Below are 15,399 nucleotides of genomic sequence, written 5' to 3'. Positions count from 1 at the left end.
CCGGTAGCCGGTAGCCGGTAGCCGGTAGCCGGTAGCCGGTAGCCGACAGCGGGCCCGCCCGGAGCGTCTCCGGGCGGGCCCCGCGGGGTGTCAGAGCTCGCGCGGGTACAGCTTCGCGCCGCGCCGGATCTGCAGGGCCGCGACGATCTCGGTCAGGCCGAGCACCAGCAGCGAGACGGCCGCCAGGATCGCCAGCGCGGTGATCGAGTGGGCGGGGAAGACCATCAGCAGGATGCCCGCCAGCAGGTACAGCGTGCCGATGAAGCCCTGCCAGCCGCGGGCCGGCATCAGCGGGTCGGAGGCCACCGCGGCGAGGTGGGTGATGCCGCGGAACAGCCACCCGATGCCGATCCACAGCGCCAGCAGCAGGATCGACTGGGCGGCCGAGCGGAAGCACAGCAACCCCAGCAGCACGCAGATCGCGCCGCTGACGAACGCCAGCACCCGCAGCGCCGTCGAGACGTGCGTGCCGAACGCGGCGACCAGCTGCACGATGCCGATCACCACCAGGTACACGCCGAACAGCACCCCGACCACCCACAGCGTCTGCTTCGGCCAGACCAGGATCACGATGCCCAGCGCCAGCGAGATCAGACCCCCCGTCAGCACCGCCTGCCAGGCCATCCGCGCCAGTTGCTGGAACGGTCCGACCGTCCCGGGGCGGTCGTCGGTCCGATAAGGGTCTGCCATGGCTCCTCCGAGGTGCTGCTGCGGAACACGGATTTCACCCACCACCCTCGACTCCCGCCCCACCCCCGGGCGCGGCGGAATCCGCCGAACGGGGCAACCCCCCGCGCGCGGATCCGATACCGTCTGTTCACCCTGGGGTCCTGACGGGGCGTCTACCATCTGACGCTATGACGGATCAGGGGCGGGGGAGCCCACAGGACGCCGCCGACGCGGGGGACACGCGCACCAGTGGGGCCGGGCCGGGCAGCAGCGGGGCCGGGGCGGACAGCGGCGGAGCCGGGTCGAGCAGCGGCGGGGCGGGGTCGATCGAGGGCCACTACATCGTCTGCGGCGGCAACTCGCTCGCGCACCGGCTGGTCCTCGAACTCACCGAGCAGTACGAGGTGCCGGTGGTCGCCGTGGTGCCCGACCGCTCGCGCGAACACGGGCCCGCCATCGCACAGTTGCCCGGTGTCGCGGCCGTGCTGGAGTACTCCACGCTGACCGGCGAGGCGCTCGACGCGGCCGGCGTCGACCGGGCCCGCGGCATCGCGCTGATGGACGGCACCGACCAGGAGAACATCCACGCCGCGCTGGCCGCCGAGAACCGCAACCACGGGGTGCGGATCGTGCTGCGGATCTTCAACCAGCGGCTCGGCGAGCACCTGGAGAAGCTGCTCCCCAACTGCGCGGCGCTGTCCGCCTCCGCGACCGCCGCGCCCGCCTTCGCCAACGGCGCCCTCGGCCGCCCGCACTCCGTCGAGGTCGGCGGACGCCACCTGTACGTCGCCTACGACGAGGACATCCACAGCAACCAGCTGTGCCTGGTCGCCGACCGGATCGACCCGCAGGACCTGTCCCAGCTGCGCCTGCTGCCCGACACCGGCGGCCGGGCCGCCGACTTCATCCGGATCGCCGAACGCTTCGGCAGCGGCGAGGGCCCGATCGAACTCGGCCGCCCCGATGTGGCCCCCGCCCGCGAACCCGGCGGCCTGGCCGCCCTGCAGCCCCTCGACGCCGAACCGGCCCTCCAGCAGCCGCTCGGCAAGAGAGTCAAGTGGTGGCTGCTGGACAGCCTCAAGTACTTCACCAACACCCGGCTGCGGGTCATCCTGATCACCGCGTTCGCCGCGATCGTGGTCGGCGCCGCCGTGCTCTACTACCGCACCCAGCACCCGCCCGGCCTCGGCTGGACGCTCTACTCCACCCTGCTGGACGCGGCCGGCGCCGCCCAGCCCGACCTGCCCACCGACCAGGCGCTCGGCGACCCGTGGGCCCGGGCCGCCCAGGTGCTGATCACGTTCTGCGGCATCACCTTCGTGCCACTGGTCACCGCCATCGCGGTCGAGGCCCTCGCCAGCGGCCGCCGCGGCCTGCCCCGCCCGCCCGGCTCGCGCACCCGCGACCACGTCATCGTGGTCGGCCTGGGCAACGTCGGCACCCGGGTCGCCACCCTGGTCCACGGCACCGGCCTGCCCGTGGTCTGCCTGGAACGCGACCCGAACGCCCGCGGCATCGCCGCCGCCCGCGCCCTCGGCATCCCCGTCCTGATCGGCGAAGGCCCCCTGGAGGCCCAGCTCAAGCAGGCCCGGGTCAAGCACGCCCGCGCCGTCGCCGCCGTCACCTCCGACGACGCCGCCAACCTGGAAGCCGCCCTCGAAGCCCGCGCCGTCCGCCCCGAAGTCCGCATCGTGGTCCGCCTGTTCGACGACGACTTCGCCCACCACGTGTACGCCACCCTCGGCAACGTCGCCTCCCGCTCGGTCTCCTACCTGGCCGCCCCCGCCTTCGCCGCCGCCCTGATGGGCCGGGAAGTCCTCGGCACCCTCTCGGTGTTCCGCCACGTCCTGCTGGTCGCCGAACTCACCGTCGAGGAGGGCTCCGTCCTGGAGGGCCGGAACACCGGCGACCTGGAGGCCTCCGGCGGCGTCCGCGTCGTCGCCGTCCGCCTGCACCGCCGCGCCGACGCCTACCAGTGGAACTTCGCCGACCGCTCCCGCCGCCTCGTCCCCGGCGACCACATCGTGGTTGCCGCCACCCGGGCCGGACTGGCTCGTATCATCCAGTGAACGGCGACCCCAACCCTGGGCGATGCGAAGGAAACTGACGAGGCGTCGATGATCAGCGCGATCCTGAACGGCAACGCAGGCCTGATCCCGGCCTTCCTGGTCCTGGCCCTGCCGCTCGGCGCCTGGGCCTGGGCGCTCGCCGCGCGGCGCGGCCTGCCGCGATGGTCCATCGCGCTGCTCGCCGTCGCCCTGGCCGGCGAGTTGACCGCCACCCTGTACCCCACCGGCCTCGGCGGCACCCAGGACTCGTCCTGCGCCTGGGGCGCCGCCCTCGGCTTCACCCTGAACGGGGAACTGGGCCGGCTGAACCTGCTGATGTACGCCCCCATCGGGCTGCTCGCCGTCCTCGCCTTCGGCCGCCCCGCGGTGGTCGCCGTCGGCGTCCTGGCCCTGACCGGCGTCACCGAGACCGTCCAGGGCCTGCTGCCGTTCCTCGGCCGGGCCTGCGACGGCGGCGACCTCGCCGCGAACGCGCTCGGCGGGCTGGCGGGAGTCGTGCTCGGCTGCGCGGTGCGGCTCGTCCAGCGGCGGCGGATGCGGCTCGGCGGGCGGGAGTTGGCGTTCGGCTCCGCGATGGCCGTCGCCCTCGGAGCGCCGGTGCTGACCCTGCAGTTCATGGTGCTGGAGCCGACCGTCGCCACCGGCATGTTCGGGGCCACCGGACCGCAACGCGAACTCGCCTACCGTGACGCCGAGTTGCTGTTCGGCCCCGGGGCGAGGGTGGTCGCTGTGCAGCACGAACTGCTCGGCCCCGGGATGAACCGACTGGTCGTCACCCTCGAACGCCAGGGCTTCGTCCTCGACTGGCCGTCCGGCCTGCTGCGCGCGGTCGACGGCGGCTTCCTCCCCGCCGAGACGGAGAGCGGCCCCGCCACCGACCAGCAGGCCCGCGAGGCCGCCGACCGCTTCCTCGCCCAGTGGGCCGCCGGCCGCGTCGCCCCCGGCGAACCGAAGTTCGACCCGCACGGCGGCGTGGGCGGCCGGCGACGCTTCACCTACCCCGCACCCGGGGGCCCGGTCCACGTGGACGTCGACCGCACCAACCGGGTGGTCGAGTTCCAGCAGGACTGATCCCCGCGCCGCTCACCCCATGCCGGAACCGCGGCCTTCGGATACCGCTTTCGCGGAACGGATCACAATTCGCCCAATAAGGAAGGCGCGGTCGAAGTCGGACCGGTCCGCTCCGTTCCCGAACCGCGAAAATCTATATTCCGCCGGCGGATTGCGGACGGCTTCCCGGGTTCACAGCCAATCCTTCCGGACGGCTTGGGCCCCGGCCTGGAAGCGGCTTTCGGCGCCCAGGCGATTCATCAGGTCTTTCATCATTCGACGCACCGTCCGTAAGGACAGGCCCAGCTTCCGGCCGGCGGACTCGTCGGTGTGCCCCTGGCCCAGCAGTTGCAGCAGGGCGCGCTCGGACCCGGTGAGGTCCTGGTCGTCGCGGGGTGCGGGCTGCTGACCGAAGTCGGCGCCATTGCGCCACAGTTCCTCGAACAGTGCGCACAACGGCTGGACGAGGGCGGCGCCGTGCAGCTCCAGTGCGCCGCGGCGGCCGTCGCTGGGGTCGCTCGGGATCAGTGCGATGCTGCGGTCGACGATCACCAGCCGCATCGGGAGTATGGGCACGGTCCGGGTCGAGCCGCCCAGATCGGCCAACCAGCGGGCATAGCGCAGGGTGTCGGGGTCGTTGCGGAAGCTCTCCTGGAAGATGCTGCGGATGGCCACTCCGCGCTCCAGCGCCACCTGGTTGGGGTGCTTGCCGGCCTGGATGGAGTCGGGGCGGACGGCGCCTCCGCGCATCAGCGACAGGCACTCCTCGGCCGCGGTCGCCGCGAGTTCCTCCAGGCGGTCGCGGACGGCTTCGAGGGAGTCCAGCCGCACGACCATCTCGTCGTCGAGCCGCCGGTCGGTGTACTCGGCGGAGAGGGCCGCGATCGCGGTCCGGGCGGTCTCCAATTGCTGCTGGCGGTGGAGCAGTTGGTTCTGGTTGTGGGCGAGCAGTCTGATCAGTCCGACTTCCGGGCTGACGGCCCGCAGGGTGCGGGAGTCGCTCGCGGGGCGCAGCAGCGTCAGTTCCAGCAGTTCGTCGAGTGCTTCCCGTACCTCCGCTTCCGACAGGTGCAGTTTGGCGGCGATCTGTTCGACCCCTCTGTCCGGCTCGGCCAGCAGGGTCCTGTAGACGGTCTCTGTCAGTGCGTTCAATCCGAGTGCTTGTAACACGCGGCCCTCCCCCGGGTCGATGATCATCATCATCGCTTCGCTGCGGTCGGCGATGCAATGCTTTCCGCAGACGAAATGATCTGGCACGTAGTTGCCGAGTGACTTGGTGCCACCTCTGAAGTCGTGACATCGCGTTGCCCCGGAAGGCAAGATCTTCCTCAACGGCGCGGAAAGCACCGCATTGACCGGGACGAGTTCCGCGAACCGCTCACGCGCGCAGCATGGTTACGAAACAGGAGGGAACAGTCGTGGCCCGCTCTATACGGATCGTTTGCACCGGCCTGGTCTTCGCATTCACCGTCGGCCTGGGTTCCGGCGCAGTGGCCGGGGCCTCCGCCGACCGCTCGGGGGGCCAACGCACCGCCGCCAGCACGGGCTTCGACTGGGACATCGCTCCTGCCGCGCCGCCCGCGCAGAGCTGACTGGACCCCGTGCACCTGGTCGCGGTGACTCTCACCTGTTCTGACCCGGTGCCACCGAGGCTGGCCGCTGGGGCGGTCACCGATCTGATCTGGCTCCACTGCCGACGCGCGGACCGCGTGGAACACATCCGCACCCGCGTCGACCTCGACCGGTGCCGCATCGCCGCCGCGATCATCGCGGATACTCCGGATGCGGCGGCCGCGAACCTGCGCAGCGTCTGCGAACGCGCCCTGCAGCAAGTGCCGGCCCTGCGCGGCTGGCGCCTCTCCCTCACCTGACACCTCCGCGAGCCGGGCCCGGGGCCCGGCCGGCCGCCCGCGTGCGGCCGCGCCCGGAGATCGACCACCGACTGCCCGCCTCCGACCGAACTCCGCGGAGCGCCAGGGCACCTGACGTCCGCTCGGGAAGCAACGCGCCCGAGAGCGACAGCCCCGACGGCCGGTGCGGCGGTCGTCACGGGGTTCCCCGACCCGTCCGCCGGTGTTCGCGCGCCCTGGAGTCCCTGGGCGCGGTCGGCGGACATCTCCTCCCAACCCCCCTTTTCCGAAAGGACATTGCTCACCATGCGCATGCTCACCAAGATCGCTGCCGCCACGGCCCTCGCCGTGCCGATGTTCGCGGCTGTGCCCGGCGTCGCCAACGCCACCACCGCTGTCCCCGAGACCATCAGCGCCTCCCTCGCGGCCAGCTGCTCCAGCGTCACCCAGATCGGCACCACCGCCTACCTCAACGTCGGCGGGCAGACCATGGCGTCCGTCAAGCAGTACAAGGGCTGCGGGAAGAACTACTCCTACCTGTACGTGTGGCAGGGCTACCGCGACACCCACAGCAGCTGGAACGCGTGCACGACCATCCTCACCGGCACGACCGTCCGCGACGTCCAGTGCGACAGCAACATGGTGGAGATCTGGTCCTCCGGCGCCGACACCCTGTCCGAGTGCACCCAGGCCATGGGCTGGAACGGCTACGGCCCCTTCCCCGACACGCGCTACGACGTCGTCGCCAAGACCGACGTCCGCTGCTGACCGCTCCGCCCACCGGCGAGCCCTGCAACACCGGGCCCGGGGCGGCTGTCGACGACCGCCGGCGCATTCTCCGACGCCGGCCGGGTCGATCGGGCAGCGGTGCGCCGCGGGCCGTCGGACCCCTGTCCCGCCCGGTGCCGGCACCGGGCGGGACAGGGGCCGATCCTCCACCGAACAAGAAGGAACCACCGCATGGCAACCGTCACCAAGACCCGGAACACCGCCACCCGGCTGCTCGCGGCCGTCGCCGTCCTGAGCGGCCTGGTGCTGAGCGCCGCACCGGCCCACGCCACCACCTCGCCGCCGCAGAGCGCCGCCACCGTGCTGCCCGTGGTGGACATGGAAGCCACCGTGCTGGCCGCCCAGATCGACCCCCGCCGCGCCGACAGCACGCAGACCCCCGGCGCCCACGACTCGGTCCTGGCCGTCGAGCAGGCCCTGCAGGCCCGCGGCTTCCTCGCCGCCCAGTGGGTGGACGGGTACTTCGGCACCAGCACCACCAGCGCCTACGCCGCCTACCAGCGCTCCCTCGGCTTCAGCGGCCTGGACGCCAACGGGCTGCCCGGCGCCACCTCGCTCACCTCGCTCGGGCAGGGCCGGTACACCCTGACCCACCAGATCGGTCCCGGCGCGAAGCTCCAGCGCGACGGATACACCGTCAACACCCGCACCCAGAACATGCTCACCGAGGCCGAGCGCCTCCTGGGCTTCCACCTGACCCTGGACCAGGGCTCGTACAACCCGGGTGGCGACCCGACCTCCGCGGGCACCCACGACGGCGGCGGCGTCGTGGACATCAACGTGGACGGCATGACCAGCGCCACCCGCAACAACGTGGCCCTGGTGCTGCGTCAGGTCGGGTTCGCCGCCTGGGTCCGCAACCCCACCCAGGGCAACTGGCCGTGGCACATCCACGCCGTGGCGATCAACGACACCGACCTGGCCACCCAGGCCCAGAACCAGGTCGGTGACTACTACCTCGGCTTCAACGGTCTGGCCAACCACGGCCCCGACGACGGCCAGCGGATCACCATCCAGACCTGGGAGCAGTACCAGCGCACCCACTGACCGCGCGCGGCTCCACCCGAGCACGACCACGCACCGGTCGACCACGCAGCGTTCGACGACACACCACGAGAAGAGTCAGCAGTGAAGAAGATACGCAACATCCTGACCGTCGCCGGCACCACGCTGGCCCTGGCCGTTCCCCTGATCGGGGCCACCCCCGCCTTCGCCGCGTCCCGCGACGGATCCTGCGACTCCGGGGAGTTCTGCTACTACTACAACAGCGACAACGCGGGCTCGATCTCCGACTTCACCGGCTCCCTCAGCAACTACGGCGACACCCAGCCGTCCTGCTACGACTTCAAGAGCGCGGGCAACGGCCAGGGTGTCTGCATCAAGAACAACGCCGCGTCGGTGTGGAACCGCTCCGGCCAGACCGTCCGCGTCTACTTCAACAGCGGCTACGCGGGCTCCTACCAGGACTTCGCCCCCGGCGCCAAGGGCAACCTCAACTCCACGCTGAAGAACAACAACGCCTCGCACCAGTTCCTCGGCGGCGGCGGCAGCGGCAGCAACGAGAACGCCACCAACGACTTCGACGGCGGGACCCGCGGCTTCGCCGCCAACAACTGCACCGCCTTCGCGGCCTACCGCGTCGCCAGCCGTCTCGGTGTTCCGAACTTCAGCAACTCCTACGGCGGCACCACCTGGGGCAACGCGGCGCAGTGGGACGACGCGGCCCGCCGCCTCGGCATCACCGTCAACACCACCCCGTCCGTCGGCGCCATCGCCGTCAACGACGTCCACCGGGCGAGCGACGGCGTCATCTACGGCCACGTCGCCTACGTCAACGCGGTCTACTCCGACGGCTCCTTCGACGTGGAGGAGTACAACTGGAACAACAAGCTCGCCTACGGCACCCGCAGCGGCATGCACGTGAGCAGCGCGGACAACGCCTTCCAGTGGATGATCCACTTCTGAGCGGCCCCCGGCAGGACACCGCTACCCCCGAGGTGATCCTGTGAGCGTATGGGGCACGGCGGTCTGACAGGTCCGCCGGAGCCGGAGCGGTGCGCAGCGAAGCCCCGTCGGGCAGGTGACTCCTCGAAGTCGCCTCCGCCCGGCGGGGCTTCGACGTGCCGGCGCTGCGGCTACTTGTTGGTGAAGGAGGCCGGGCGCTTCTCGGCGAAGGCGGACATGCCTTCCTTCTGGTCGGCGGTGGCGAAGGCGGCGTGGAAGAGGCGGCGTTCGAAGCGGACGCCCTCGGCGAGGGTGGTTTCGAAGGCGCGGTTGACGGATTCCTTCATCATGACGGCGGCAGGGAGGGACATGGCGGCGACGGTCTCGGCGACGGCGAGGGCCTCGGGGAGGAGCTGGTCGGCGGGGACGATGCGGGAGACCAGGCCGGCGCGCTCGGCTTCCTCGGCGTCCATCATGCGGCCGGTGAGGCAGAGGTCCATGGCCTTGGCCTTGCCGACGGCGCGGGTGAGGCGCTGGGAGCCGCCGATGCCGGGGATGACGCCGAGCTTGATCTCGGGCTGGCCGAACTTCGCGGTGTCGGCGGCGATCAGGATGTCGCAGAGCATGGCCAGCTCGCAGCCGCCGCCGAGGGCGTAGCCAGCGACGGCGGCGACGACGGGCTTGCGGAGGCGGCCGAGCTCGTCCCAGGGGCCGAGCCAGTCGTCGAGGTAGACGTCGGGGAAGCGGTTGTCCTGCATCTCCTTGATGTCGGCGCCCGCGGCGAAGGCCTTCTCGGAGCCGGTGATCACGAGGGAGCCGATCTCCGGGTCGCGGTCGAAGGCCTTGGCGGCCGCGACGACCTCGGTCATCAACTGGTTGTTGAGCGCGTTGAGCGCCTTGGGGCGGTTGAGGGTGATGATGCCGACCCGGCCCTTGCGGTCCACCAGGATCGTCTCGTACTCGGTCATCGCCGCAAATCCTCTCCACGCTGAGCGGAACACTGACGGTGGATACGATCTCGGAACGCCGCCCCGGATGCCAGTCTCGACAGGCGAGACGATGGTCACCTCGGCAGTCGCAGGTCGCCGCCTTCGGGGAGGGTGAAGAAACGTGCGACGTCAGCGGCGGTGACCTCGGAAAGCGACGCGGGGCTCCAGTGCGGGTCGCGGTCCTTGTCGACGACCTGGGCGCGGATGCCTTCGACCAGGTCGTGGTGGGCGAGGGCGGCGCAGGAGATCCGGTACTCCTGTTCCAGGGTGGCGGCCAGCGAGGGCAGCGTGCGGGCCCGGCGCAGCGCGGCCAGGGTGACCTTGAGCATGGTGGGGGACTTGCCGAGGAGCTGCTCGACGGCTTCCTTGGCCTCGGGCAGGCCGGTGGCCCGGAGGCGCTCCAGGATCTCCTCGACGCTGTCGGCGGCGTAGCAGTGGTCGATCCACTCGCTGTGCTTGGCGAGTTCGGAGGCGGGGGCGGTCTCGGTGAGCGGGGCGAGAGCGGCGACCGGGTCGTCCGAGTCGAGCAGCGCGGGCAGCGCGGCCGACGGGACGAAGTGGTCGGCGAAGCCGCAGTGCAGGGCGTCGCCGGCGGTCATGGTGGCGGCGGTGAGGGCGAGGTGGGTGCCGAGCTCGCCGGGGGCGAGGGCGAGCAGGCGGCTGCCGCCGACGTCGGGGACCAGGCCGATCCGGGTCTCGGGCATGGCGACGGTGGAGCGTTCGGTGACGATCCGGGTCGCGGCGTGCGCGGAGAGGCCGACGCCGCCGCCCATGGTGATGCCGTCCATCAGCGCGAGGTACGGCTTGGGGTAGCGGGAGATCAGCTCGTTGAGGGGGTACTCGACGCGGAAGAACGCCCGGCCGCCGGCGCCGCCGAGCTTGGCGTCGTCGTGGATGGCGCGGATGTCGGCCCCGGCGCACAGTCCGCGCTCGCCCGCGCCGGTGAGCAGGACGGCGGAGATCCGGTCGTCCGAGGCCCAGGCGTCCAGGGCGGTGCGGACGGTCTCCAGCATGCCGTGGGTCAGGGAGTTGAGGGCGCGTGGGCGGTTGAGGGTGATCCGGCCGGTGCGGCCGACCCGGTCGATCAGCACGTCCTGCGGGGTGTCCATCACCATGACTGTCTCCGCTCCCGTCCGGAAAGTACGACGATCTTCCCGTGCACGGTACCGGGCCGGTGAGGCGGCCGGGGGCGGCAGGGTCAGCAGGGGTGCAGCGGGGTGGTGAGCAGCACCGGCCCGGTGGGCGCGACCGGCTGCGAGGCGAAGCCGCAGAGCTTCACGGGGTGCGGGGCGGACGGGAACGCCTGGGCCTGCGGGGCGGCGGGCATCAGCAGGTTGGCGGCTGCGAGCGCGGCTCCGCAGACCAGGGTGCGCAGCTTCATCATCGGGTCCTCCGGCAGCGAGTCGTCCGCGAACGGTCGCGGCCGGCTCGGGAGTCGGGCCGCGTGATGTCGCGTCAACTTCTAGCGGCGGACGGGTTCGGCGTCCCGCAATCTCACCCGAACAGCGGCGAGCTGCAGGCGCGTCATTGACGCACCCGCAGCCCACGGAGGGACAGATCAGCCGACGATCTGCCCGGTGACCTCGCCGAAGCCGACCCGCAGCCCCCCCGGGCCGGGGGCGGTGGCGCTGATGGACACCTCGTCGCCGTCCTCCAGGAAGGCGCGCTCGGTGCCGTCGGGGAACTTCAGCGGGTGCTCGCCGTTCCAGGTCAGTTCGATGAGCGCACCGCGGGTGTCCGGCTCGGGGCCGGAGACCGTGCCGGAGGCGTACAGGTCGCCGGTGCGCAGACTGGCGCCGTTCGCGGTGAGGTGGGCCAGCTGCTGGGCGGCGGTCCAGTACATGGTGGCGAACGGCGGGCGGGAGACGGTGCGGCCGTTGAGCGCGATCTCGATCGCCAGGTCCAGGCCCCAGGGCTCGGCGTCCCGGTCGTCCAGGTACGGCAGCGGCTCCACGTCGCGGGTCGGCGGGGCGATCCGGGCGTGCTGGAGGGCCTCCAGCGGCACCACCCAGGGGGAGAGGGAGGTGGCGAAGGACTTGCCGAGGAACGGGCCGAGCGGCACGTACTCCCAGCCCTGGATGTCGCGCGCCGACCAGTCGTTGAGCAGGCAGACGCCGAAGACGTGCTCGGCGAAGTCGGCGAGTGCCACCGGCGTGCCCATGGTGCTGGGCGTGCCGACCACGAACGCCACCTCGGCCTCGATGTCGAGGCGGCGGCTCGGCCCGAACGTCGGCGCCGGGTCCGCGGGGGCCTTGCGCTGGCCGTGCGGGCGGGTCACCGGGGTGCCGGAGATCACGATCGTGCCGGAGCGGCCGTGGTAGCCGATCGGCAGGTGCTTCCAGTTGGGGGTGAGCGGCTCCTGGCCGGGGCGGAGGATCTTGCCCAGGTTGGTGGCGTGGTGCTCGGAGGCGTAGAAGTCGACGTAGTCGGCGACCTCGAACGGCAGGTGCAGTGAGACGTCCGCCAGGTCCAGCAGGCAGGGCTCGACGGCCGGGCGGTGGGCGGCGTCGGTGAGCCACTCGGTGAGCGCCGCGCGCACCTCGCGCCAGGTCGAACGGCCCGCCGCCATCAGCGGGTTGAGCGTCTCGGCGTCGAGCAGCTCGGACGGGCTGCCGACCGCCCGGGCGGCCGCGCCGGCGTCCAGCACCCGGTCGCCGATCCGGACGCCGATCCGTCGCCGGCCGGGCCGGTCGGCGGCGGTGAACACGCCGTAGGGGAGGTTGTGCACGCCGAACGGCGAGTCCGCGGGCAGATCGAGCCAGGTGGTGGCGGTCACGAGTTCTCCAGGAGGCCGAGTCGGGCGAGGTCTTCCAACGGCTCGGCGATGCTACAGGTGCCGAAGGCGGTGAACGCGGAACGGATCCGCGCGATCTGGTGTTCCGTCAGCGACTGCACGGCCGTCGCCAGCCGGGCCCCGTCGCGTTCGGCGAGCAGCTCGGTGGCCTGCTCCCGGTCCGAACTGCCGGCGGCCAGCAGCACGTTGAGGAAGCCGTGGTGCTCGTAGCCGGTGCCCAGGTCGGTGTGCCGGACGGCGTTGTGCAGGCCCGCCGTGCACTTGTACGGCAGCTCGCGCTCGGCGCAGGCCACCTGGAACCCGGCGAGCTCGGCGACGCTCGGGAACGCCGCGAAACTCAGGCCGCCGGTGCGGTACTTGGCGCGGTAGCGGGTGCCGGCCAGGGCGTCGAGGGCGTCCGGCGAGGCCGCGCGGGGCACCTCGACGGCCGCGTCGACGCCGTCCGGCAGCAGCGCGTCCAGCTCCGCCACCGCCGCCCGGACGTCCTCGCCGGCCACGTACTCGACGCCCGCCAGCGGCAGCCTGGCCGCAGCCTTCAGGGCGTCCGCCAGCCGGCCGGTCGGCACCGTCACCACGATCGGGAACTCCGGTGCCAGCAGAGAGAGTTCGGCCAGCTTGTCGACCGGCGCGAGCAGCGGGCCGACCGCCGCCGCGTACGGTGCGGCGCGGTGCGCCAGGTGCGCGGGGACGGCCTCGGCCAGCGGCAGGTCGCCGGGCGGGAAGACCGCCGCGTCGTCGAACAGCCCCCGGTACAGCTCGGGTACGTTCATCGCTTCGCCCAGGTCCATGCGTAGTTCGGGTCCTCGCTGGCGGTGGCGGCCTCGCCGAGCTCCAGCGGGCGGAAGGTGTCCACCATGACCGCCAGCTCGTCGAAGAACTCCACGCCGATCGAGCGCTCGTACGCGCCCGGCTGCGGGCCGTGGGTGTGGCCGCCGGGGTGCAGCGAGATCGACCCCTGTCCGATGCCGGAGCCCTTGCGGGCCTCGTAGTTGCCGCCGCAGTAGAACATCACCTCGTCGCTGTCCACGTTCGCGTGGTAGTACGGGACGGGGATCGACAGCGGGTGGTAGTCCACCTTGCGCGGCACGAAGTTGCAGATCACGAAGTTGTTGCCCTCGAACACCTGGTGGGCCGGCGGCGGCTGGTGCACCCGGCCGGTGATCGGTTCGAAGTCCGCGATGTTGAAGGCGTACGGGTACAGGCAGCCGTCCCAGCCCACCACGTCGAACGGGTGGTTCGGCACGGTGTAGCGGGTGCCGACCACGCCGCCCGGGCCGCGGTGCTTGACCAGCACGTCCACCTCGCCGCCCTCGACCAGCAGCGGGCCCTCGGGGCCGCGCAGGTCGCGCTCGCAGTACGGGGCGTGCTCCAGCAGCTGCCCGTACTTGGAGAGGTAGCGGCGGGCCGGGGTGATGTGGCTGTTCGCCTCGATGCAGTAGGCGCGCAGCGGCTCGTCGCCGGTCGGCACCCAGCGGTGCGTGGTGGCTCGGGGGATGATCACGTAGTCGCCCCGGCCGACCGTCAGGGAGCCGAAGACCGTCTCCAGCACGGCGGCGCCCGACTCCACGTACACGCACTCGTCGCCCAGCCCGTTGCGGTACAGCTCGCTGGGCGCGCCGGCCGCGACGTAGGAGATCCGCACGTCCGCGTTGCCGAGCACCAGCCGGCGGCCGCCGACGACGTCCGCCGACTTCCACTCCTGGCCGGGGAACAGCTCGTGCAGCTTCAGGTGACGGGGGAGCAGCGGGAGGTTGGCGGTGGTGGACTGGTCCGGCAGCTCCCACACCGAGGCGGCCGTCACCGCCGACGGGATGTGCCGGTGGTACAGCAGCGAGGAGTCCGAGAAGAACCCCTCCTCGCCCATCAACTCCTCGTAGTAGAGGCCCCCCTCGGGGGTGCGGTGCTGGGTGTGCCGCTTGGGCGGCACCGAGCCCAGCTGCCGGTAGTACGCCATCGTCCCGCTTCTCCCTCGTCGCCCTGGTTCCTGCCGCCCGTCAGAGGTTGCCGCGCCGGTCCTGCTCGCGCTCGATCGCCTCGAAGAGCGCCTTGAAGTTGCCCTTGCCGAAGCCCAGCGAACCATGCCGCTCGATGAACTCGTAGAACACGGTCGGCCGGTCGCCGATCGGCTTGGTGAAGATCTGCAGCAGGTAGCCGTCCTCGTCGCGGTCCACCAGGATGCCGCGCGACTTCAGCTCCTCGATCGGGACGCGCACCTTGCCGATCCGCTCGCGCAGCTCCGGGTCGTCGTAGTACGAGTCCGGGGTGTTCAGGAACTCGACGCCGCGCGAACGCAGCACGTCGACGGTGGTGAGGATGTCGTTGGTGGCCAGCGCCATGTGCTGGCAGCCCGGGCCGGTGTAGAACTCCAGGTACTCGTCGATCTGCGACTTCTTCTTGGCGATGGCGGGCTCGTTCAGCGGGAACTTCACCCGGTGGTTGCCGCTGGCGACCACCTTCGACATCAGCGCCGAGTAGTCGGTGGCGATGTCGTCGCCGACGAACTCCGCCATGTTCACGAAGCCCATCACCCGGTTGTAGAACGACACCCACTCGTCCATCTTGCCGAGCTCGACGTTGCCCACCGCGTGGTCCAGCGCCTGGAACAGCCGCTTCGGCGCGCCCTCGGGGCGGACCACCGTGGAATCCTTGGCGATGTAGCCCGGCAGGTACGGGCCGGTGTAGCGGGAGCGGTCGATCAGGGTGTGCCGGGTCTCGCCGTACGCGGCGATCGCGGCGCGGCGGACGGTGCCGTGCTCGTCGGAGACGTCGTTCGGCTCCTCCAGGATCACGGCGCCCTGGGCGCGGGCGTGCTCGATGCACTTGTCCACGTCCGGGACCTCCATCGCCAGGTCGACGACGCCGTCGCCGTGGCGGCGGTGGTGGTCCAGCAGCGGGCTGTCCGGCAGCACACCGCCCTTGATCACGAAGCGGCAGGAACCGGAGCGCAGCACGAAGGCCTTGCGGTCGCGGCGGCCGGTCTCCGGACCGGAGTAGGCGACCAGCTCCATGCCGAACACGGCCTGGTAGAACTGCGCCGTCTGGGTCGCGTTGCCGACCACGAAGACGACGGCGTCCTGAGCGGTCACCGGGAACGGGTCGGTCGAGGCGTCGTACTCGACCAGGCCCACCAGAGTGCGCAGCTGCTCGGCCGTCAGTCCGGCCTGCAGCTCCTCGGGCGTCAGTTCAACAGCGGCGTCGGCGGTCATCGGTGCATTCCTCCACGTCGAGTCGGTTGCGAGGAGCTT

16 protein-coding genes are annotated in these 15,399 nt (G+C 71.6%); 7 read left to right on the top strand and 9 right to left on the bottom strand.

From position 1 onward, the window contains the following. Nucleotides 1–90: 90 nt before the first annotated feature. Nucleotides 91–690: an HdeD family acid-resistance protein gene (locus IEZ12_RS23215; protein ID WP_100587773.1), complete on the bottom strand. Its 600-nt coding sequence runs from the start codon at nucleotides 688–690 to the stop codon at nucleotides 91–93. Between the two features lie 167 nt (nucleotides 691–857). Between IEZ12_RS23215 and IEZ12_RS23210 the strand changes: the two genes are divergently transcribed. Both IEZ12_RS23210 and IEZ12_RS23205 read left to right on the top strand, forming a co-directional pair. Then, the gene (locus tag IEZ12_RS23210) at nucleotides 858–2,738 is read left to right on the top strand and encodes an NAD-binding protein (protein ID WP_189274274.1); all 1,881 of its coding nucleotides are present in this window, start codon (nucleotides 858–860) and stop codon (nucleotides 2,736–2,738) included. 48 nt (nucleotides 2,739–2,786) lie between these two features. Beyond that, nucleotides 2,787–3,809 carry a VanZ family protein gene (locus tag IEZ12_RS23205; protein WP_189274272.1) on the top strand — a complete coding sequence of 341 codons (1,023 nt, stop codon included), beginning with the start codon at nucleotides 2,787–2,789 and terminating at the stop codon, nucleotides 3,807–3,809. 171 nt (nucleotides 3,810–3,980) lie between these two features. On the opposite strand, the gene IEZ12_RS23200 is transcribed toward IEZ12_RS23205, so the two are convergent. Beyond that, the gene (locus IEZ12_RS23200) at nucleotides 3,981–5,135 is read right to left on the bottom strand and encodes a helix-turn-helix domain-containing protein (protein ID WP_229847842.1); all 1,155 of its coding nucleotides are present in this window, start codon (nucleotides 5,133–5,135) and stop codon (nucleotides 3,981–3,983) included. Nucleotides 5,136–5,206: 71 nt separating this feature from the next. Here IEZ12_RS23200 and IEZ12_RS23195 point away from each other — a divergent pair, with 71 nt between their 5' ends. The 5 genes from IEZ12_RS23195 to IEZ12_RS23175 all read left to right on the top strand — a co-directional run bounded on the left by IEZ12_RS23195 (nucleotide 5,207) and on the right by IEZ12_RS23175 (nucleotide 8,392). Beyond that, nucleotides 5,207–5,380, top strand: coding sequence for a hypothetical protein (locus tag IEZ12_RS23195; RefSeq protein ID WP_189274270.1), 174 nt, complete (start codon nucleotides 5,207–5,209; stop codon nucleotides 5,378–5,380). Nucleotides 5,381–5,389: 9 nt separating this feature from the next. Continuing rightward, complete coding sequence (locus IEZ12_RS23190) at nucleotides 5,390–5,659, top strand: hypothetical protein (protein WP_189274268.1); 270 nt, start codon at nucleotides 5,390–5,392, stop codon at nucleotides 5,657–5,659. 285 nt (nucleotides 5,660–5,944) lie between these two features. Beyond that, nucleotides 5,945–6,406, top strand: coding sequence for a chromo domain-containing protein (locus IEZ12_RS23185; RefSeq protein ID WP_189274266.1), 462 nt, complete (start codon nucleotides 5,945–5,947; stop codon nucleotides 6,404–6,406). 192 nt (nucleotides 6,407–6,598) lie between these two features. After that, entirely contained in the window at nucleotides 6,599–7,474 is an 876-nt protein-coding gene (locus IEZ12_RS23180; protein WP_229847840.1) for a peptidoglycan-binding domain-containing protein, read from the top strand. Between the two features lie 81 nt (nucleotides 7,475–7,555). Next, complete coding sequence (locus IEZ12_RS23175) at nucleotides 7,556–8,392, top strand: CHAP domain-containing protein (protein WP_189274264.1); 837 nt, start codon at nucleotides 7,556–7,558, stop codon at nucleotides 8,390–8,392. Between the two features lie 170 nt (nucleotides 8,393–8,562). Here the strand turns inward: IEZ12_RS23175 and IEZ12_RS23170 are convergent, their stop codons facing one another. From IEZ12_RS23170 to hppD, 7 genes are all read right to left on the bottom strand, one after another. Next, nucleotides 8,563–9,339 carry an enoyl-CoA hydratase gene (locus tag IEZ12_RS23170; protein ID WP_043911004.1) on the bottom strand — a complete coding sequence of 259 codons (777 nt, stop codon included), beginning with the start codon at nucleotides 9,337–9,339 and terminating at the stop codon, nucleotides 8,563–8,565. A 95-nt stretch (nucleotides 9,340–9,434) separates the two neighbouring features. After that, nucleotides 9,435–10,469, bottom strand: coding sequence for an enoyl-CoA hydratase/isomerase family protein (locus IEZ12_RS23165; RefSeq protein WP_189274262.1), 1,035 nt, complete (start codon nucleotides 10,467–10,469; stop codon nucleotides 9,435–9,437). 89 nt (nucleotides 10,470–10,558) lie between these two features. After that, nucleotides 10,559–10,741 (bottom strand): hypothetical protein, encoded by a 183-nt coding sequence (locus tag IEZ12_RS23160; RefSeq protein WP_152644992.1) that lies wholly within the window; start codon nucleotides 10,739–10,741, stop codon nucleotides 10,559–10,561. A 177-nt stretch (nucleotides 10,742–10,918) separates the two neighbouring features. Continuing rightward, on the bottom strand, nucleotides 10,919–12,136 hold the full coding sequence (gene fahA, locus IEZ12_RS23155; protein WP_189274260.1) for a fumarylacetoacetase: 1,218 nt from the start codon (nucleotides 12,134–12,136) through the stop codon (nucleotides 10,919–10,921). Beyond that, nucleotides 12,133–12,942, bottom strand: a complete 810-nt coding sequence (locus IEZ12_RS23150) for a hypothetical protein (RefSeq protein WP_229847838.1) — start codon at nucleotides 12,940–12,942, stop codon at nucleotides 12,133–12,135. The genes fahA and IEZ12_RS23150 overlap by 4 nt, the downstream gene beginning before the upstream one ends. Next, nucleotides 12,921–14,108, bottom strand: a complete 1,188-nt coding sequence (locus IEZ12_RS23145; protein WP_043911007.1) for a homogentisate 1,2-dioxygenase — start codon at nucleotides 14,106–14,108, stop codon at nucleotides 12,921–12,923. Before IEZ12_RS23145 ends, IEZ12_RS23150 begins: the two co-directional genes overlap by 22 nt. A gap of 40 nt (nucleotides 14,109–14,148) precedes the next feature. After that, entirely contained in the window at nucleotides 14,149–15,360 is a 1,212-nt protein-coding gene (hppD, locus tag IEZ12_RS23140) for a 4-hydroxyphenylpyruvate dioxygenase (protein WP_189274258.1), read from the bottom strand. Between the last annotated feature and the right edge of the window lie 39 nt (nucleotides 15,361–15,399).

Source organism: Kitasatospora griseola (assembly GCF_014648555.1).
In the GTDB taxonomy this organism is placed as follows: Bacteria; Actinomycetota; Actinomycetes; order Streptomycetales; family Streptomycetaceae; genus Kitasatospora; species Kitasatospora griseola.
The sequence above is the reverse complement of the archived record's forward strand: the minus strand, read 5'-3'. Positions and strand labels throughout refer to the sequence as shown.